At 63.7% G+C, this 19,487-nt stretch carries 18 protein-coding genes; 6 read left to right on the top strand and 12 right to left on the bottom strand.

Going from position 1 to position 19,487, the window contains the following annotated elements; all coding sequences use genetic code 11:
- Positions 1 to 61 precede the first annotated feature (61 nt).
- From TMPK1_RS05820 to pip, 5 genes are all read right to left on the bottom strand, one after another.
- Positions 62 to 1,189 carry a sensor histidine kinase gene (locus tag TMPK1_RS05820; RefSeq protein WP_420241997.1) on the bottom strand — a complete coding sequence of 376 codons (1,128 nt, stop codon included), beginning with the start codon at positions 1,187 to 1,189 and terminating at the stop codon, positions 62 to 64.
- 134 nt (positions 1,190 to 1,323) lie between these two features.
- Positions 1,324 to 2,277: a manganese catalase family protein gene (locus TMPK1_RS05815; RefSeq protein WP_420241995.1), complete on the bottom strand. Its 954-nt coding sequence runs from the start codon at positions 2,275 to 2,277 to the stop codon at positions 1,324 to 1,326.
- 62 nt (positions 2,278 to 2,339) lie between these two features.
- Positions 2,340 to 4,298, bottom strand: coding sequence for a hybrid sensor histidine kinase/response regulator (locus TMPK1_RS05810; RefSeq protein WP_420241994.1), 1,959 nt, complete (start codon positions 4,296 to 4,298; stop codon positions 2,340 to 2,342).
- 108 nt (positions 4,299 to 4,406) lie between these two features.
- Positions 4,407 to 6,386: a prolyl oligopeptidase family serine peptidase gene (locus tag TMPK1_RS05805; protein WP_420241993.1), complete on the bottom strand. Its 1,980-nt coding sequence runs from the start codon at positions 6,384 to 6,386 to the stop codon at positions 4,407 to 4,409.
- Between the two features lie 92 nt (positions 6,387 to 6,478).
- Positions 6,479 to 7,423, bottom strand: coding sequence for a prolyl aminopeptidase (gene pip, locus TMPK1_RS05800; RefSeq protein ID WP_420241991.1), 945 nt, complete (start codon positions 7,421 to 7,423; stop codon positions 6,479 to 6,481).
- Positions 7,424 to 7,533: 110 nt separating this feature from the next.
- Between pip and TMPK1_RS05795 the strand changes: the two genes are divergently transcribed.
- Entirely contained in the window at positions 7,534 to 8,016 is a 483-nt protein-coding gene (locus TMPK1_RS05795) for a DUF6496 domain-containing protein (protein ID WP_420241989.1), read from the top strand.
- A 37-nt stretch (positions 8,017 to 8,053) separates the two neighbouring features.
- Here TMPK1_RS05795 and TMPK1_RS05790 read toward each other — a convergent pair whose 3' ends face one another.
- From TMPK1_RS05790 to TMPK1_RS05780, 3 genes are all read right to left on the bottom strand, one after another.
- Positions 8,054 to 8,557 carry an RNA polymerase sigma factor gene (locus tag TMPK1_RS05790; RefSeq protein ID WP_420241987.1) on the bottom strand — a complete coding sequence of 168 codons (504 nt, stop codon included), beginning with the start codon at positions 8,555 to 8,557 and terminating at the stop codon, positions 8,054 to 8,056.
- Positions 8,554 to 9,021 (bottom strand): response regulator, encoded by a 468-nt coding sequence (locus TMPK1_RS05785; protein WP_420241985.1) that lies wholly within the window; start codon positions 9,019 to 9,021, stop codon positions 8,554 to 8,556. Before TMPK1_RS05785 ends, TMPK1_RS05790 begins: the two co-directional genes overlap by 4 nt.
- A gap of 63 nt (positions 9,022 to 9,084) precedes the next feature.
- On the bottom strand, positions 9,085 to 9,459 hold the full coding sequence (locus TMPK1_RS05780) for an HPF/RaiA family ribosome-associated protein (RefSeq protein ID WP_420241983.1): 375 nt from the start codon (positions 9,457 to 9,459) through the stop codon (positions 9,085 to 9,087).
- A gap of 102 nt (positions 9,460 to 9,561) precedes the next feature.
- On the opposite strand from TMPK1_RS05780, the gene TMPK1_RS05775 reads away from it, so the two are divergent.
- On the top strand, positions 9,562 to 10,572 hold the full coding sequence (locus tag TMPK1_RS05775) for an asparaginase (RefSeq protein ID WP_420241981.1): 1,011 nt from the start codon (positions 9,562 to 9,564) through the stop codon (positions 10,570 to 10,572).
- Here the strand turns inward: TMPK1_RS05775 and TMPK1_RS05770 are convergent, their stop codons facing one another.
- A complete protein-coding gene (locus TMPK1_RS05770; RefSeq protein WP_420241979.1) occupies positions 10,573 to 10,863 on the bottom strand; it encodes a hypothetical protein in 291 nt (96 codons plus the stop codon).
- 123 nt (positions 10,864 to 10,986) lie between these two features.
- Between TMPK1_RS05770 and TMPK1_RS05765 the strand changes: the two genes are divergently transcribed.
- The 4 genes from TMPK1_RS05765 to TMPK1_RS05750 all read left to right on the top strand — a co-directional run bounded on the left by TMPK1_RS05765 (position 10,987) and on the right by TMPK1_RS05750 (position 16,995).
- Entirely contained in the window at positions 10,987 to 11,736 is a 750-nt protein-coding gene (locus TMPK1_RS05765; RefSeq protein WP_420241977.1) for a hypothetical protein, read from the top strand.
- A gap of 191 nt (positions 11,737 to 11,927) precedes the next feature.
- Positions 11,928 to 14,576 (top strand): hybrid sensor histidine kinase/response regulator, encoded by a 2,649-nt coding sequence (locus tag TMPK1_RS05760; RefSeq protein ID WP_420241975.1) that lies wholly within the window; start codon positions 11,928 to 11,930, stop codon positions 14,574 to 14,576.
- Positions 14,573 to 14,959, top strand: coding sequence for a response regulator (locus TMPK1_RS05755; protein ID WP_420241973.1), 387 nt, complete (start codon positions 14,573 to 14,575; stop codon positions 14,957 to 14,959). The genes TMPK1_RS05760 and TMPK1_RS05755 overlap by 4 nt, the downstream gene beginning before the upstream one ends.
- Positions 14,956 to 16,995: a putative bifunctional diguanylate cyclase/phosphodiesterase gene (locus TMPK1_RS05750; RefSeq protein WP_420241971.1), complete on the top strand. Its 2,040-nt coding sequence runs from the start codon at positions 14,956 to 14,958 to the stop codon at positions 16,993 to 16,995. The genes TMPK1_RS05755 and TMPK1_RS05750 overlap by 4 nt, the downstream gene beginning before the upstream one ends.
- Here the strand turns inward: TMPK1_RS05750 and deoC are convergent.
- Genes deoC through hisS form a run of 3 tightly spaced genes read right to left on the bottom strand, consistent with a single transcriptional unit; the run spans position 16,992 to position 19,482 of the window.
- Positions 16,992 to 17,762, bottom strand: coding sequence for a deoxyribose-phosphate aldolase (gene deoC, locus TMPK1_RS05745; protein WP_420241969.1), 771 nt, complete (start codon positions 17,760 to 17,762; stop codon positions 16,992 to 16,994). The two genes, TMPK1_RS05750 and deoC, sit on opposite strands and share 4 nt — an antisense overlap.
- Complete coding sequence (gene cdd / locus TMPK1_RS05740) at positions 17,759 to 18,169, bottom strand: cytidine deaminase (RefSeq protein ID WP_420241967.1); 411 nt, start codon at positions 18,167 to 18,169, stop codon at positions 17,759 to 17,761. Before cdd ends, deoC begins: the two co-directional genes overlap by 4 nt.
- Positions 18,166 to 19,482 (bottom strand): histidine--tRNA ligase, encoded by a 1,317-nt coding sequence (gene hisS, locus TMPK1_RS05735; RefSeq protein WP_420241965.1) that lies wholly within the window; start codon positions 19,480 to 19,482, stop codon positions 18,166 to 18,168. Before hisS ends, cdd begins: the two co-directional genes overlap by 4 nt.
- Positions 19,483 to 19,487 lie beyond the last annotated feature (5 nt).

Genomic DNA, 19,487 nt, shown 5'->3' with positions numbered 1-19,487 from the left:
TGAATCGGAGGCGAAGCAAGCACGCGCGCGGGCCTGCGACAAGCGTGGGCGAGGGCGTCCGCTATCCGACGATGGGGAAGACCACGCTGGTGGCGGTTCCGCTGGACGAGCTTTCCTGATCGAGCAGCCCGCCGACATGGCGCGCCAGCGCCTCGACCAGCTTGAGGCCGGACCCGCCGCCTCTTGAATCGGTTGGGCGCGGATTCTGGATGCCGCGCCCGTTGTCCGACACGATCAGCCGCGCATCGCCGTAGCCGACGCCGCTGGTCAATTTCACTTCGACCCGGCCGCCATTTTCATCGAAGGCGTGTTTGATGCTGTTGGCGATCAGCTCGTTGACGATCAGCCCCAGCGAGACGGCGCGTTCGATCGTCAGTTCGATGTCGTCGGCGTCGAGTTCGATCGCGATATTGTCGGTCTGTTGCTGGATCGACATGCACAGCAGACGCAGATAGTTGGCGACGTCGACGACCTGGCTGTCCTCGCGTGTCGCCAACTGATCGTGCGCCAGGGACATTGCGTTGATGCGCGACGCGACATGGTTCAGCGCACGTGCGACGTCCGGAATGGGATGGCGACGTTGCTGGATCGAGATTGCCGACAGGATGAGCTGGAAATTGTTTTTCACGCGATGCTGCATCTCGCGCAGCAACACGCCGCGCGTCTGCGCGCGCGCCAGTTCGGCGGCGATCGTCGCGGTTTCGCCGCTACTTTCGGCGCGATGTTTGATCGAGCTCCCGACGATCGTGGCCGCCGTCATCATGAATTGCATCGTATCGCTGCTGAAGTCGCGCAGTGACGTGCTATCGGCTTCCAGCACGCCCCATGCGGCGCCGTCGACGAGGATCGGCACGTTCGCCAGCGAAACGATGTCGTGTTCTTTCAGCGTGGGTGAAATGACAAAGTCGGGCGCGTCGCCCAGATCGTGCAGGATCACCGGCTCTGCGGTGCGAAAGGCGCGCCCAGGCGGCGAGCGAAGATCGGTCGGGAAAGTCGCGGCGCCGACCACGCCTTTTTTCCAGCCACGGCCGGCAATCAACAGCAGATCGGCGTGTTCGCGCCGATAGCGCATGATCTTGGTGTGATGAACTTCGACGGCGCGCGCGACATGAACCGCAGCCTGGTCGAGGAATTGATCGAGACTGCTGATTTCGATCGAAGAGCGGGCTAGGTCGAGCAAAATCCGCACATGCCGGCGCAGCTTTCGATCTCTTCGTCAGACTCGATGAGTTTTCCGTGATCCATCCGCGTTCAACGCGCGATCGGCGCAAAAGTTGAGGCTGCGCCGCCTTCGGCGCAGCCTCTGTGGTCACACCGGCACACTCATTCGGCGTCAGCGTCTACCAATTCGCGCGTCTTCTTCGTCGCGCCTGCGCCAGGCCCAGCACCGAGATCGGCACCGGTGGTCGGGTCGCTACCCGGATCGGAGGCGGTGCGCGTGGCAAAGTTCTTTGCCGTCTTCTTTTCTTTTGCCGTCAGCTTGACGGTTGCGGTGCCGTCACCGCCATCGACCGCCGCTTGCGCCTCGCGATCGCTGACGATGGTCCATTCGGGGCCGGTATTCCACGGGCCACGATCGAGCGCATCGGCATCTGCCGGTTCGCCGGCAGTGTCGAACCCGTCCTGCGACATGTCGAAATATACGTCGGTGAAGTCCGGCATGCCGGGCAGTTTTCCGGGCGGAAAGTTCGGCTGCATCGAATAGAGCGCCTTCTCGAAACTCTTCTGATGCGCGATTTCGCGTGTCATCAGGAATCCCAGCGCGTCTTTGATGCCGGGATCGTCAGTGACGTTGATCAGCCGCTCATAGACGATTTTCGCACGACTTTCGGCGGCGATGTTCGATCGCAGATCGCAGGCGGGGTCGCCGATCGTATCGATATAGGCCGCGGTCCACGGAACGCCCGCGGAATTCACCAACGCTGGCCCGCCGCCATACAAGATTGCGTGGGTGTGACTTTCGCCGCCCTGGGTGATGTCGGCGTAAAGCGCCGCGACTTCTTCGTCGCCTTCGGCCAATTTCCCCTGCGTGCTTTTGGTCAACATGCAGATGATCGAACCGATGATCTCAAGATGACTGAGCTCTTCAGTCGCAATGTCGAGCAGCATGTCTTTGCGCCCGGGGTCGCTTTCCGCGAGGCCTTGCGTGAAATAGCGCATCGCAGCGGCCAGCTCGCCCTGCGGGCCGCCGAACTGCTCGAGCATCAATGTGGCAAGCGCCGGATTGGGTTCGCCAACGCGTACCGTGTACATCAGCTTTTTGTTGTGCATGAACATTTGGACGAGCTCTCCGATTGCATGGAGACTCGCCAACTGATGAGGCGCGTGCGAGTTCCGCGTTACGTTGCGACGCGCAGCTTCCGCAGTGTCGCAGCTGTCGATGCGGGCGAGTTCGCCAGCAATAGGCCCAGCGCGCGATTTAGATCCGCAAGCTCGTATGGTTTGTGCAGGATCGGAAATTCATCGCCGACGCGCTCGGCTGTTTGCGCATAGCCGGTCGCAAGCAACACCGGCAGGTTGGGATATAGTTCGCGCACACGCCGGCCGAGCGCGATGCCGTCGAATTCGCCAGACATCACAATGTCGCTGAACAAGACGTCCGGCACGTTTCCATCGGCCATGTCCGCCAAGGCGTCGGTCCCGGACGAAACCACGCGCACGCGATTGCCGAGCTGCTCCAGCAATGCGGCTGCGACTTCGGCGACTTCGGGATTGTCCTCAACCACGAGCACGTTCAGCCCGGCCGGCGCATCGACCTCGCGTGGCTCACTCGGCGCAACCGGCGTCGCCTGCACGCGCGGCAGATAGATGGTGAAGCTGGTGCCTTTGCCGAGTTCGCTTGTGACCGAGATATGTCCGCCGGCCTGATGCACGAATCCGTAGACCTGACTCAATCCTAGACCGGTGCCTTTGTTGACGCCTTTGGTCGTAAAGAACGGCTCGAACACACGCTCGCGAATGTCGGGCGGCATGCCGGTGCCGCTGTCGCGAATGGTCAAAGTCGCGAAATCGCCCGACAGGTCTTGGATCTCGCCCTCACGCAACGTCACGTTTTCGCCGGTGATCGACACGACGCCGCCGTCGGGCAGTGCGTCGCGCGCATTGACGATCATGTTCAGCAAGGCGATTTCGAATTCGCTCGGATCTACTTCGACCGGCCAGATGAACGAAGGCACGTCGATCATCAACGCGACCGGGGCGGGCAGGCTGGCTCTGAACAACTCTTCGATGCCGCGGATCCGGTCGGACAGCGAAATCGGCAACGGCTGCAAATGCTGGCGCCGCGCGAACGACAGCAGATGACGCGTCAGGTCGCGGCCGCGCCGGGTTGCGGTTTCGATTGCATCGAGCGATCTGGTTGCGCGCGGATCCGCGCCGCCCAAACGGGTGCGCAGCAACTCGGCTTGGCCGCCGATGACCATCAGCAGATTGTTGAAGTCGTGCGCGACGCCGCCGGTCAACTGCCCGATCGCATCCATCTTCTGCACCTGCGCCAACTGCTCGTGCGCCTTCTGCAGCTCCATCTGCGCTTTGCGGCGTTCGGTGATGTCGCGCGTGATTTTGGCAAAGCCGATCAGTTTCCCAGTTTCGTCGCGGATCGCGTCGATCACGACGCTGGCCCAGAACAGATTGCCGTCCTTGCGAACGCGCCAGCCTTCGGACTCGTATTTTCCGGTTTCGGTCGCGGTCTGCAGTGCGCGGATCGGCACGCCAGAGGCGCGATCTGTGTCAGTGTAGAAGCGCGAAATATGCTGGCCGATGATTTCCTCGGCGCTGTAGCCCTTGATGTGCTGCGCGCCGGTGTTCCAGTTGGTGACGATCCCGTTGGGGTCGATCATGAACAGCGCGTAGTCGATCACGCTTTCGACCAGAAGACGGAAACGGCGCTCGCTTTCTGCCAGCGCGCGCGCTGCTTCGCGCTGTTCCGTCATGTCGCGCGTGATTTTGGCGTAACCGACCAGCCGTCCGTCTTCTTCGCGGATCGCGTGCACGGTGGCCGACGCCCAGAACCGCGTGCCGTCTTTGCGAACACGCCAACCTTCGCTTTGCGCGCGGCCTTCCCTGCGTGCGCGTGCCAACAGAAGCGTAGGAATTCCGGCCTGCTGATCTTCGGTGGTGAAGAAGCGCTGGAAGTTGCGTCCGATGATCTGGTCGGCGCGATAGGCCTTGATGCGTTCGGCCGCGGGATTCCAGCTCAACACCACACCTTCGGGGTCGAGCATGTAGATCGCGTGGTCGGTAATCGACTCTACGAGAAGCTGAAAACGACGCTGGTCACCGCCCAAGTCCGCTGGCATCTTCGGTCCGCCGTGCGTGAGGCTTGCAGCCATAGCACGATGCCGGGGCGATGGAAGAGCGCTTCGCCGCCAGACGATCTACGGCGAAGCGCTGTCTTCTGGGCGGTTTTACCGATTTGGGGCGGCTGCCGGCGTATCCGACGAGACGCCCGCGGCCCCCTGTTTCAGATATTTGTCGAACCAGGCCACCTGCTGCTGGCGGAAGTCGCGCAGATGTTCGGGCTTGCGGAAATTATGCCCTTCGCCTTCGTAGATGATCAGCTTGGTCGGCACGTTCATCGCGCGCAGGCCGTTCCAGAACTCCATCGATTGCGGCGCCGGCACTTCGATGTCGCGCTCGCCGACCGTGAGCATGGTCGGCGTTTTCGCCTGCTTGATCTTTTCGATCGGCGACGCTGCGCGATAGGCGGCAGGATCGTCATAGGCCGACGCGCCGAAGAACGGGATCATCCATTGGTTGATGCCGTTCTGTCCGTAATAGCTGATCCAGTTGGCGATGCCGGCGCCGGCCTGCGCTGCCTTGAACCGGTTGGTCTGCGTCACCGCCCACATCACCATGCAGCCGCCATAGGAATGGCCGGTGATGCCGATGCGGTTCTCGTCGACATTGGCGACGGTCAGCACCTTGTCGATGCCGGTCAGCACGTCGCGCAGATCGCCCCCGCCGAAATCGCGGACGTTGCCGCGCTTGAACGCCTCGCCCTGACCGCCGCTGCCGCGCGGGTTGGGCAGGAACAAAGTGTAGCCCGCATCGAGCAGCGCCTTGTTCGATCCGAAACCGGCATAGAAGGGCATCATCGCGAATGACGGGCCGCCATGCGCGACGACGACCATCGGCGCACGCTGTTTCGACGTCGCGTTGCCGCGCGGTTCGACCAGCCAGCCTTGCGCGTTCATGCCGTCATTGGTCCAGGTCACGCTGCGCGCGACGACGTCGGTGGTGAAACCGTCATTGTCATGCGCAACCGCCTGGATCTTGTCCGGGCTGCCTGCCATCAAGACCGGTGCGTGATTGAAGTCCTGCGCGGTGAACGCGAACTGCGTGCCGTTGCTATGCACCGACGACGGGCCGGCGCCGCCCGACAACATCGCTTCGCGTTCCCACAGGACTTTGACGTCGCCGGTCGCCGGCGTGACCGAGGTCAAGGCGGCGCGATCGACGATGACGGCGCTGCCGACCAGCTTGCCGTTGTTCCATGCGATCGAGGTGAACGAGCCGCCGTAATTCGGTGTCACGTTGGTTGGCGTGCCACCCGCCAGCGGCACGGTGTAGATGTCGCCGAAGAAGACGCCGAAGTCGCTCATCAAACCGCCGACATAGGCGACGGTCTTTCCGTCCGGCGAAACATGCGGCAGCGCGATCTGCGTTTTCGGCGCTGCGATCTCGCGCAGCTTGCCGCTCGACGCGTCGACTGCGTACAGGCGCGCAATCCACCAGTTGTTGTCGCCGTTGCCTTTGGCGCTGGTCGCGACGAAACCTTTGCCGTCGGGCGTCCAGTCATATTCGTAGATGTAATGATCGTCGGGCGACACGAAGCGCAGTTCGCCGCCGCCGGCAGCGACGGTTGCGATCCGTTGTTCGTCTTCGCTTTCACCGATCGCGCCGACCAGTGCAGCACCTGCCTGGGTCGCGCCGACTTCTTTGCGCGCGCCGACTGTGGCCAGCAGCGCGATCACTTTGCCGTCGGGCGACCAGCGCGGCGTCGCAGCGACGCCTTTGACGGCGGTGACGGTGCGGACCTTGTCCGCTTCGGCGACCATCAAACTGACCGTGCCGCTTTTGCGATCGGCGGCGAGAAACGCCAGCGCGTCGCCCAGCGGCGACCAGGCAGGGCCGCTATAGCGGCAAGTCGCGCAGGGGTCGATCGTGCGCAGCACGGTGCCGTTGCTGGTGTCGCGCACAGTCAGAACGCCGTGCGGCGCAGCGCTTGCGTCTTCGTCGGTGATGCTGTCGACGCTCGCGAGCTGGCTGCCCGACGGTGATAACGCCAACTGTGCATAGGTTTTGAGCGCGGGCTTCGCGTCTGCAGCAAAGCTTTGGCTGCTGGCCAGCAGCAAGACGGTCAAGGAAGCGCTACGGATCCACATCGCCCAGTCCCCTTCGAAATTCTTGGGCGCGAGCATACGTAGATCGAGCGCGCATTCACGCGGTCGTTTGTGACGAAGCTTGTCGAAAATGCCTAGGCGACGAGCGCGTCGGTGGCCGCAACCAGCGCGGCCCGCAGGGTCGGCTCCATCGCCGAATGTCCCGCATCATGCACGATCACGTATTTTGCTTCGGGCCAGGCGCGATGCAGCGCGTCGGCGGTGACGATCGGGCAGACCAGATCGTAGCGGCCCTGAATGATCGTTGCCGGTATGTGCCGGATACGCTCGACGCCGCGCAGCAACGCATCGTCAGGATCGAGCCGGTTGCGGCGGAAGTAATGTGCTTCGAGCCGCGCCAGCCCGACCGCGTGTCGCGCCTCGCCAAAGGTCGACATCAATTCCGCGTTGGGCAGCAGCGTCGAGCAGCTGCCTTCATACATGCTCCACGTCCGGGCGGCTGCCAGACGCACATGGTCGTCTTCGCTGTCGAGGCGCCGCCAATAGGCTTCCAGCAGATCGCCGCGTTCATCTTCCGGAATGAAGTTGACAAAGTTCGCATGCGCAGCCGGCGCCATGCTGCGCACGCCGTGAAAGAACCAGTCGATCTCGGGCCCGGTCATCAGAAAGATGCCGCGCAAGGTCAGGCTCAGCACCGGGTCGGGGTAGGCCTCGGCATAGGCGATACCAAGAGTCGAACCCCAGCTGCCGCCGAAGACGTGCCAGCGTTCGACGCCCAGATGCAGGCGCAGCATTTCGAGATCGGCGGTCAGATGGGGCAGGTCGTTGTCGCGAACTTCGCCCAGCGGCGTCGAGCGGCCGCTGCCGCGCTGATCGAAAATGATGATGCGAAAGCGCGCCGGATCGAAGAAACGGCGATGCGTCGGCGACGCGCCGGCACCGGGGCCGCCATGCAGAAAGACGATCGGCACGCCGGTCGGCGAACCGCATTCTTCCCAATACAGCGTGTGCAGGCTGTCGACTGGCAGATAGCCCGACCGGTACGGCTCGATCGGCGGATACAGGTCCACGCTTTTCATTCTGTACCGGTCGTACACGTCGAGTCGCGTGCAGGAAAGAGTGCGTATCGGAACCGGACCGAAATCCGGTCGTTGCAACCAACGCGGCATGTGCCGCGATTGGAGGATGTATGGACGACGAAGAGACGAAGGGACAGGACGAAACGGTTCATCGCGTCTTGCATGAACACAAGGAAGGCAAGTTGAAGAGCGGTCGTAGCGGCCGCAAGGTACGGAGTCGGAAACAGGCGATCGCCATCGCGCTGCACGAAGCGGGTGAGTCGAACCAGGAAAGCCCGGCCACGAACAAACGCAACTACGCCAAGACCAAGCGCAAGGAAGCGTCGAAGCGTGCAGGCCGCAAGAAGACGACCGGCCGCAAAAAGACCGCTCGCAAGAGCACCGCACGCAAAAGCACTGCGCGCAAAAGCGCGACGCGCAAGACCGCCGGCAAGAAGGCAGCACGCAAGACCGGTGGCCGGAAAAAGACGGCGCGCAAATCGACCGGCCGCAAATCGACCGGCCGCAAGACGACCGGGCGCAAGACGACCGGCCGCAAGAAGACGGGTCGCAAAACGACGGGGCGGAAGACCGGTCGCAAACGCGCTAGATAAGCAGAAATCGGCGGACGGCGCGGGTACGGCGCGCCGTTCAGTCGTGCGCGCCGCCTTCGAGTTGGCGTTTCAAATGCGACCGCGCACGGTTCAGCCGGGATCGCACTGTGCCGATCGGAATCGACAATTCACGCGCCAGCTCTTCGTAGCTGGCGCCCGTGATCGTCGCGAGAAACAGCAGGTCGCGATAGCGTGGGTCCAATCGCTGTATCGCGGTTTCGACCTGACGCAGCGCAGCCCAATCTTCCTGGCGCGGCATCGTCGCGTTGTTGGGCGGACCTTGTCGTTCGGCCAGCAACGCGCGGTGCTTGTCACGCCGGAACGACGATACGACCAGATTGTGCAGAATCGTGAACAGCCAGGCGCGCAGGTCGGTGCCGGGTTGGAACTGGTCGATACGTGCCACGGCGCGGACCAGCGCTTCCTGGACGAATTCATCAGCACGATCTGCGTCGCGTACCAGCACGCGCGCATAGCGCCGCAGCCGCGGAATCAACTCGACAATCTCCGCCATCAGGTGGCTGTTCGGCGTGTCGGTCATCGGCCGAAACTCGAACGCAAGCGCCGTGGCATCGTGCAGGCGCGGCTTTGGGCGCGCACTTGCGGTGGCGACGCGCCGAACGACATGAAGGTGCTGGGCGGTGCTTTGTTGCTGCCGGCGCAGGCATCTTCGTACCAGTTGACCAGCGCCGCGACCTGTTCGCCGGATACGGGCTTGGGCATGCAACCGACCAAGCGGTCGCTGGCCGCTTTGGCTTCGAGCGGAGAGCCCGTAATGGCGATGCATCGAACGCCGGCGCTCTCGGCGTGCGGAATGAGGTCGAGCCCGCGATCGAGTCCAAGCCGTAGATCGATCAACGCAAGATCGACTCGTCGGCGTCGCAACAGGCGTGCGCCGACGCTGACGCGTGCGGCGGGGCCGATGACTTCGTGACCATGCGCTTCCAGCGCCGCGATGAAATCGAACGCGCAGAGCGGGTCGTGTTCCAGGATCAGCACGCGCATGGATAACCAACGCGCGGCCGCCCGATGCAGTTCGCGCGTTGGTCTCCGGAAACTTATCTGTGATTAGGCCGGCGGTTCGGAGATCTGGCCGTCGTGATGTTTGACGTCCCCGCGCACCTTGTCCTGGTGCTTGGTCAGTTGCTTGCTGACCGCGGTGAAGGCGGCCTTGAGCGTTGTTCGTACGTCGGCAGCGAGCTGGTTCCGTTCCGCTTTCGGCGGTTCGTTGCTCGATGCGAATTCATGTCCAGGCACGCGTACCTGGACATGCGCCAGCAGCAAATCGCTGCCATTGGCGGCGGCCTTGCTGCCTTCGATTGCCACCCGCATCGAATAGATGCGTGGGAATCGTCGCTGCAGCTCAGCGGCGGATCGCTCGATTTCGGCTTTCAGGGTTGGAGAAGGATCGGCTCGGTGGAATGAGATTTCGAGATGGTCCATGTCAGACTCGACGCGTGCGAGGTGAATAGGTTCCGTTTCCGCATGCTTGCTGCGCAAAGTTAACCCCCTCCCGCTGTGGAAAGCCACGGGCTACAAGCGCTGATGACCGATTCACCCGCCTTGCTTGTGGAAGTTACCCGCGGCGACACAATCGAGAGCCGCCACAGCGGCGCTGTCGCAATCGCCGACGTTGAAGGGCGGATCCTGTTTCAGGCCGGCGACGTCGAAACGCCCGTCTTTCCGCGCTCGGCCATCAAGCCGCTGCAAGCGCTGCCGCTGATCGAAAGCGGTGCTGCGGACGCGTTTGGCGTCGACGAGATCGAACTTGCGCTCAGCTGCGCCAGCCATTCGGGCGAGCTGTCGCACGTAACGCCGGTTGGCTCGTGGCTTGGCCGTATGGGGCTCGACGCAACGGCACTTGGTTGCGGTACACACTGGCCCAGCAACGAAGAGGCGGCGCGCGCGCTGGCGCGGACCGGCGCGCAACCATCGGCGCTGCACAATAACTGCTCGGGCAAGCACACCGGCATGTTGTGCGCGTGCCTGCATCGCGGCGACGATCTTGCCACCTATCTTGCGTTCGATCATCCGGCGCAGCGCGGCTGGATCGATGTGATCGGCGAGTTCGGTGGGCTCGACCCGCTGAAACTGCCGCGCGCAATCGACGGTTGTTCGATCCCGACCTTGGCGATGCCGACGACCGCCCTGGCACGAGCCTTCGCGCGCTTTGCGTCGCCGCGTGCATTCAGCGCCAAGCGGCAAGCCGCGGTTGCACGCGTGCAACGAGCAATGGCAGCAGCCCCATTCTTCGTCGCTGGCAGCGACCGCTTCTGCACCTTGGCGATGGAAGCGACCGACGGTGCGCTGTTGGTCAAAACCGGCGCCGAGGGCGTCTATATCGGCGCCGTGCCGAAAGAGGGGCTGGGCTTTGCGTTGAAGATCACCGACGGCGCAACGCGCGCGTCGCAAATTGCCATCGCAGCGTTGGTGCGGCGCGCCTTGGGCGCCGAGCACAAAATCAGCCGCGCGCTGGAGCCGCTGGCGACCGCCAAGATCGAGACGCGCAAAGGCCTGCAAGTCGGCGTGGTGCGCGCTGCAGGCGCGCTGGCGTAGCTACTTGGGATTCACTGCGTCGGTCTTTTCCGTCGGCGGCACGATGACGTCGCGGTCGCCGTTTGGTGTGACCGGCGGCTTGCGCACCGCAGCGCCGTCTTGTGTCGGCGCTGGATGCAGAACGCCGTCGCTGCGATCGAGCTTGTCGCTCAGCGTTTCGTCGGCGCGACGCTGCGCCGGTTCGGTTGGAATCATCTTGTTCGCCTTCGGCTCTGCAGGCGCTGGATCCGGCGGCGGTGCGGCTGCCGCGGTGCCGATCAATAGCAGCGCGGTCGCAGATAGAAGCTTCATGCGCATACCAACGAAAGCCAAACGACCGGCGTGCGGTTCCAGCATTCGGCCGCAAAGCGGCCTCCCGGATTTCATGTATCTTGCACGTCAAATGAAAACCGGGAGCCGCTTCGCGGCTAAATCATGACCGACCTGCCGATTTTGCAGCGCGATCACCGTTCGATTGAAGGCCGCATCGCCTACACGTCCGACAAGCCGGAACGGCGCGGGCAGGAGCGGGGCCGCGAAAGCTTTCGCATCGACATGCACAGCGACGGCAGCCGGACCTGTAGCGCGCACTGCGAAATCGACGACCGTCCGTCGGTGATGCGCGACATTGTCTATTCGCTCGACCGCGACTGGATGCCGACCGACTGTTTCGTGCGTATCACGGTCGGCGACAAATTCATGGGGACGGGCTGGTTCCGCTTCGCAGCCGATCACGCCGAGTGCGAAACCTTCACCGCGCTGGAAGGACGCGTGACCCAGCGCATGGCGCTGGAGGGGCCGCTGCGTACGTTTCAAAATCACGCCATCGCGTGCGACGCGTGGCATCTGCGCCTGTTCGATCTCAGCCAGGGTGTCGGCAGCGTGCAGGCGATCGATCCGGTGTTGTTGTCGTCACCCGATCATCGCGGTGCCACCGGCCCGATGTTGTTCAAGGTCGGCGTGCATGTCGAATTTATCGGGCCCGAACGGATCGAGGTTGCAGCCGGCACGTTCGACGCGCTGCATTTCCGCTTCGTGTCGGCGCCGGGCCTGCCGGTCGAACATCCGCATTACGACGTCTGGTGCACCGCCGACGATGACTGGCTGTTTCTGAAAGGCGGCGTCGCGGGCTACATGCAGACGCGGTATGAGCTGGTCGAGCTGACAAGGCCGTCGCGCCGCTAAACCGGCGTTTGCGCGCAATCTTGCCGCTTTGTTGCGGCCCCGCGTTCGTAGCCCCGCGTTCGTAGCGTGGTCGCGGCGCTCATTTCGGCAACCAAATCGCAACCAAGTTCCAGCTAGGCCGGGTCTTGCGGGCGAGCTCCCGCGTCGCTGTCCAGCACCTGCGACCGCCGTCTCCCCACAACAGAGCCCGCATGCACCATTCGCACAATCTCAGCCTCGTGCTGCTCGCGATCGCGATCAGCGTGCTCGCCTCGTTTACCGCGCTCAGCATCGCGGACCGGTATCGCCTGGCGCCGACGCGGCGGACGCGCGCGATCTGGTTGGCCGGTGCGGCGATCGCCATGGGCGGCGGAATCTGGTCGATGCATTTCGTCGCGATGTTGTCGTTCGATCTCGGCGTGCCGATCGCGTACGACGTCGGCGTCACGCTGATTTCGCTGGTGCTTGCCATTGCATGCACCGCGGTCGGTTTTGCCGTCGTCGGTACGCGCGGCACCGGTGCAGTCGCGCTGACGCTTGGCGGCCTGTTCATGGGCCTCGGCGTCACGGCAATGCACTATACGGGCATGGCGGCAATGCGCATGGGCGCAACGATCAGCTACGACCCGCTTTTGTTTGCGCTGTCGCTGTTGATCGCGGTCGTTGCGTCGATGGCGGCGCTTTGGCTGTCGTTCAACCTGCGTGCGCTGCCAGCCAAGATCGGCGCCGCGATCGTAATGGGCGCAGCCGTTTGCGGGATGCATTTCACTGGCATGGCCGCAGCCCGCTTCACTGCACATTCCGGCCACGCTGCGTCCATGGACGGTGTGCCGCCGACCATCCTGGCCATCGGCATCGCGGTCGCCACGTTCATCATCCTGTTTCTCGGGTTGGTATCGGCGATGGTCGATCAGCGTTTTGCCGTTCGTGCCAGCGAAGAGGCGGAACGGCTGCGCAACAGCGAACGTCGCTTCCGTACGCTGGTCCAGAATGCCGCCGACGTCATCGCGGTGCTCGATATGGCCGGGGCCATTACGTATGAAAGCTCGGCGACGCAGCGCGTGCTGGGCTATCAGCCGGGCGAACTTCTGGGACGCGCACTGGGCGATCTGGCGCATGCCGACGATCAACCGGCGATCGATGCGTTCCTCGGCGCGCTGATAGCGCGGTCGGGAGCGATCGACTCGCGCGTGGCACGGCTGCGCCAGGCCGACGGCACCTATAGCCATTTTGAAATCGTCGCGACCAACCAGATCGACGAACCCAGCGTTGGCGGCATTGTCGTCAACTTTCGCGACATCAGCGCGCGGCTGGAGAACCAGGAGCTGCTGCGCGCCAAGGAAGCCGCCGAAATCGCTAATCTCAGCAAAAGCCAGTTTCTGGCGAATATGAGTCACGAACTTCGCACGCCGCTCAACGCAATCATCGGCTACAGCGAGATGCTGCTCGAAGACATCGAAGAAAGCGGCAACGATCAGCAGGTTTCCGATCTGCGCAAGATCCGCTCGGCTGGCAAGCATCTGCTGGCCCTGATCAACGACGTGCTCGATCTGTCCAAGATCGAAGCTGGCAAGATGGATCTGTTGAACGAGCGGTTCGAGCTTCGCGCCTTCATCGATGACGTCGTTGCGACTTGCCAGACCTTGGTCGAGAAGAATCAAAACCGCTTTGTCATCACCATGCCGCCGGATCTCGGTTTCATGGTCGGCGACGTCACCAAGTTGCGGCAAGCGCTGTTCAACTTGTTGTCCAACGCGGCGAAGTTCACCAAGGACGGCGAAGTCGAGCTGCGCGTCGATCGTGTACGCGAAGACGGCGTCGAGCAGTTCCGTGCGACCGTGCGCGACAGCGGCATCGGCATGACGCCGGAACAGGTCGGCGCGCTGTTCAAGAATTTCACCCAGGCCAATGCCGCAACGTCGGCGAAATATGGCGGTACCGGCCTGGGCCTGGCGTTGAGCCAGAAGCTGATCAACCGGATGGGCGGCGTCATTACAGTCGAAAGCACGCTTGGCGCCGGCTCGTGCTTCACTTTGACCTTGCCGATCGAGCAGCCGGCGGACTCGGGCGAGCACGATCACACGACGCCGGTCGCGACTCTGGCGACCCTGGCGGCCGAGATGGGCGCGCCGGTGCTTGTCATCGACGACGACGCGACGGTGCGGGACATGATGCAGCGGATCCTGCGCCGCGAAGGCTACGTACCGCATCTCGCCGCGACCGTCGCCGACGGGCTCGTGCTGGCGCGCAAGGTTCGGCCGGTTGCGATCGTGCTCGACGTGTTGATGCCGTCGGTCGACGGGTGGGAAGGTTTGCGACGGCTGAAATCCGATGCCGACCTGGCATCGATCCCGGTCGTGATGCTCACCATGATCGACGACCGGCGCATGGGGTTCGCGTTGGGCGCAGCCGACTATCTGATCAAGCCGGTCGACCGCGAGCAGCTCGTGCGCACGTTGCGGCGATTCCAGAGTGGCGGCGGGCAGCGCACCGTGCTGGTGGTCGATGACGATGAGAATTGCCGCGACATCGCGCGGCGTAGTTTGACCGGCGACGCGTGGACCGTGCTGACCGCCGAAGATTGCGATACTGCGCGCGCGATGCTTGCCCGCAAGCCAGACCTGCTGCTGCTCGATCTACTGCTGCCCGGCATGAACGGCTTTCAGTTCCTGCGCGAACTGCGCGCCAATCCGCAGTGGGAGAAACTGCCGGTGGTCATTCTCACCGGGCGGCAGCTCGATGCAGCCGATCTTGCTGCGCTGTCCTCGGCACAGTCGGTGCTCGCCAAAGCGGCGTGCGGGCCGGACGACCTGGTGCGCGAGCTGCGCAAGATCGCAGCGAACCTGCCGGTGGCGTCGTGAACCGGATTCTGCTGGTCGAGGACAACGAGGCCAATCGCGACATGCTGGGCCGCCGGTTGGTTCGTCGCGGTTTTGACGTCAGCGTCGCGATCGACGGCGCGTCGGCACTGGTGCAGGCGCGCGAGTCCAAGCCCGACCTGATTTTGATGGATATTGGTTTGGGCGAGGACATGGACGGCTGGGAAGCGACGCGCCGCCTGAAAGCCGATGCAGACACCAGCAGCATTCCCGTCATCGCCTTGACCGCACACGCGCTGTCGACGGACCTCGAGAAGAGCATCGCTGCCGGTTGTGCCGATTTCGACACCAAACCCGTCGACCTGCCGCGCCTGCTCGCAAAAATCGAACGTTGCTTGCAGGCCGACGCCAACGGTAGCGCATGAATTTCCAACCGAGCGTGGCCGCACGGCCAGGCCGTATCCTCGTCGTTGACGACAATGGCGACAACCGGACGGTGCTGACGCGGCGGTTGGAGCGCCGCGGCTATGGCGTGTCTGAAGCGGTCGACGGGGCCAGCGCACTTCTGCAGGTCGCCGCGGGCGGCATCGAACTTGTGCTGCTCGACGTCAACATGCCGGAGATGAGCGGGCTTGAGGTGTTGGCCGAACTGCGCCGCACCTACAATCCGGTCGAACTGCCGGTCATCATGGTGACCGCCAACAGTCACGGCGACGACATTCTTCGCGCCATCCAGGCAGACGCGAACGATTATGTGGTGAAGCCGGTTGAATTCGAACCGTTGCTTCGGCGCATTGAGACTCATCTCGCGCGGCGCCGCGTCGAGGCAGCGTTGCGTATCAGCGAAGAGCGTTTCGCGCTGGCGCTGCGCGGTTCGATGGTCGGTGTCTGGGAATGGGACCGCGACTCCGATGCGGTCTATTTCGCGCCTGGCTTGAAAGGGTTGATCGGCTACGCCGAAGACGAAGGTCCGTCGACTTTCAACGACTGGCTCGATCTCGCGCATCCCGATGACCGCGCCCGTCTCGAATCGGTGCTGTTATCGGCCGATCACGAGTTGCAATCGTTGCTGTTCGAATATCGTGTGCGTCACAGTCGCGGCGGTTACCGATGGATGCGTGTGCGCGGCAACGCCTATGGCGTAACCAGGGACGATCCCGGCCGCGTCGTTGGATTCCAGGTCGATATCAGCGATCGCAAGCTGGTCGATCCGGCGACCGGTCTGCCCAACCGGCTGCAATTGCTCGACGCGCTCGAAACCGCACTCGCCGCTGAGCCGCGTTTGGCGGTGGCGCTGATCAATATCGATCGCTTTCGGCTGATCAACGAAAGTCTCGGCACACAAGGCGGCGACGCACTGCTCAAGCTGGTGGCCGAACGCCTGCAAACGGCGGTTCGGCCGACCGACTTGTTGACCTGTCTGGGCGGCGACGAGTTCGCGCTGCTCGCGCGCAACGTCCAAACGGACGGGGACATGCGCGACATCGTCGACGGTCTGCAAGCACGCTTTTCCTCGCCGATCGAACTCGACGGGCACGAGCTGCACGTCTCGCTGCGCGTCGGTGCGGTGCTCGCCGGGCCGGAGCATCGGCTGGCGGGCGATCTGCTGCATCACGCCGATCTGGCGCAGCGCCAAGCCAAGTTGCGCCCCGACGCACGTCTCGCTTTTGCCGTGACGCCGACGCGCGGTGCGGCGCTGGCGCGACTACAGCTCGAAAACCAACTGCACCGCGCGGTCGCGCGGGGCGAGTTCGTCGCGGTGTTTCAGCCGATTGTCGCGCTGGCGACGGGCCGTACGGTCGGCTTTGAAGCGTTGGCGCGTTGGCATCATCCCGAACGCGGCGAAATCGCGCCCGGCGGATTCATTCCGGTCGCCGAAGAGACCGGCATCATCGGCGCGATCGATGATTGCGTGCTCGGCATCGCCTGCCGCGAAGCCGCGACATGGTCCGGCGCGCAGTTCGTCACGGTCAATGTGTCGGGCCGCCGTTTCGCCGATCCCAGCCTGATCGCGGTGATCGATGCGAAGCTGGCCGCCGCCCGACTGGATCCGGGGCGTCTCAAGCTCGAGATCACCGAAAGCACGATCATGACCGATGCGGCCGCGGCGGCGAACACGGTCCGATCGATTGCGGCGCGCGGCATCGGCGTCGCCATCGATGATTTCGGCACCGGCTATTCGTCGCTCGCCTATTTGCACCGGTTCGATGCCAACACGCTCAAGATCGACTCGTCGTTCGTGAAAGCGATGAGCGCGTCCGAGCAAGGGATGGAGATCGCGCGCACCATCGTCATGCTGGCGCGCAATCTGCGCATGAGCGTCGTTGCCGAAGGGGTCGAGACCGAAGCACAACGCAACACGCTGCTGTCGCTCGGCTGCGAATATGGTCAGGGCTATTATTTCGCCCGCCCGCTGAGCGCCGAAGCCGCGCGCGACTTAGTTAGCCGCGAAGCGGCTTAAGTCAGCGCGTCCAGCAACGCGCTGGCACCGATGCGGAACCGGTCGGGCGTCGCCCAGCCTTTTCCCAGCATCGACTCAGCGAGCGTGAAATAGGACGCGGCGTCCTGCGGCGTGCGCACGCCGCCGGATGCTTTGAACCCGACTGGAAAGCCGCTGGCTTCGATTTGCGCCAGCAGCACCGCTGCAGCTTCCAAGGTTGCGCCCTGCTGGATCTTGCCGGTCGAGGTTTTCAGGAAATCCGCGCCGCCATCGATTGCGACCGCAGCCGCGCGTTGCAGCGCTTCGGTCGAATGAAACGCGCCGGTTTCCAGAATGACTTTGATCCGCACATCCATGCCGCATGCGTCGCGGCAGGTGCGCAGCGTGCGCGACGCGGGCGGCGCGGTGTCGGCCAGGAAGCGTTTGTAGGGAAACACGACGTCGATCTCGTCGGCGCCGTCGCGCACCGCGGCAACCGTGACATCGTGCACGGTTTCTGGCCCGTCTTCGCCGCCGGGGAAATTCACCACCGTCGCAATCGCGACCTTGCTGCCGGCCAACGCTTGCTTCGCGCGCGCCACCCAGGCGGGTGGAATGCAGATCGCAGCGACCTTTGCCGCCGCTGCACGCGCCGCCATCGCGTCGAGCGCGGCTTCCTCGATCGTGTCGTCCAACCGCGTATAGTCGAGGCACGCAATCAACTTGGCACGTAGTGCCGCGTCCGGTTCGCCGGTTTTACGCGCGGCATCGACCAGCGTGCGCGTCGCGTCGTCCAATTCCAACGTCATGCGAGATGGTCAGGTCCGAAACTGTGGGGCAGCAGCTCGTCCAACGTAAAACGCGCGCGGATCGTCCCGTCTTCGCCGCAAATAATGATCGGCGTCGTCGGATCGCCGAATTCGCGAATGCGCTGACGACAACCGCCGCACGGCGTCACCAGCGCGTCGCCGCCGCCGATCACAACGATGGCGGACAGGCGTCGCTCGCCTGCGTTCGCCATTTTGTCCAACGCAGAGGTCTCGGCGCAGCTTCCATGCGGGTAGGCCGCGTTCTCGACATTGGCGCCGGGATATAGCTCGCCCGACGCGCCGCGCACGCAAGCGCCGACTTTGAACTTGGAATAGGGCGAGTAGGACCGCGTGCGCGCATCGCGCGCCAGCTCGATCATACGGGGCAGGTCGGTTTCAACGCTCATGCGGGCAAGTTCCAGGTGCGCGGGTCGGCTTCGCTCTGCGTCTTCGCACCCATGTCTTTCACCTCATGCTTGCCGTCATCGTCGAACGGCGGAAACCACACGAAGGGAATGCCCTTCTTTTCGGCGTAGGTCAGCTGGCGCGCCAACTTCTGCGGTGCGTGATAGATCTCGACGTTCAGGCCGCGATCGCGGAGCTGTTTTGCCGTCGCGAGTGCCAACGCGCGACGCTCGTCGCTGGGCAGCGCGACCAGCACCTGCGTCGGCGTCGATGGGCCGATCGGGAGCCGCCCTTCCGCTTGGAGCTTTGCGAACAAGCGAGAAAAGCCGAGTGAGATGCCGACGCCCGGCAGCTTCTTGTTGATGAAGGAACCGGCGAGATCGTCGTAGCGGCCGCCGGCAACGACGCTGCCATAGCCGGGATAGTTGATGAAGCGGCCTTCATAGACGCTGCCAGTATAGTAATCGAAGCCGCGCGCCAGCGAGAGATCGGCCGCGACATTGTCGATGCCGAGCGCTGCCAACGTGTCGAGCACGGTGGTCAGTTCTTCGACTCCGGTGTCGAAGGTCGTGTTCGATTGCGCCGCCAGCTTGCGCGCCTTGTCAGCCCAGGCTGGATCGCCAACAGGAATTGCGGCGAGCGCAACTGCCGCCGCCGCTGCTTCGAACTCAATGCCGGCGGCAGCGAGGCCCGCAACAACCGGAACGTTGCCGAGCTTGTCGAGTTTATCGAGCCAGCGAATGGCCGTGACGCGATCTTCGATCCCTAACACCTGCAGATAGCCGTCGAGAATCTTGCGGTTCGAGACATGCAGGCGCACGTCGTCGACGCCCAGCGACTTGATCGCTTCCATCGCGACGGCGGGAATGTCGGCGTCGAACGACAGCGCCAGATTGTCGACGCCGATGACGTCGACGTCGCATTGCTGGAATTCGCGGTAGCGACCTTCCTGCGGACGCTCGCCGCGCCACACGCGCTGCATCTGATAGCGCTTGAACGGGAAAGTCAGCTCGTTGAAATGCTGCGCGACATAGCGCGCGAACGGCACCGTCAGGTCGTAGTGCAAACCGAGCCGCGCATCCTTCGCCGACGCGTCGTCCGCCTGCAGACGTTCGAGCACGTAGATCTCTTTGTCGGTCTCGCCCTTGGCCAGCAGCACGTCCAGCTCTTCGACCGACGGCGTCTCGATCGAGGCGAAGCCGTGGCGTTCGAAGGTGCGGCGGATCTTGTCGAGATAGGCCTGCTCGACCAGACGCACCTCGGGCAGCAATTCAGGAAAGCCCGAGATGGGGCGGGGTCGGTAGGGGTGCGACATCGCGG

Source organism: Roseiterribacter gracilis (assembly GCA_018332375.1).
GTDB lineage: Bacteria > Pseudomonadota > Alphaproteobacteria > BOG-932 > Roseiterribacteraceae > Roseiterribacter > Roseiterribacter gracilis.
This window is presented reverse-complemented; position numbering and strand designations above follow the sequence as displayed.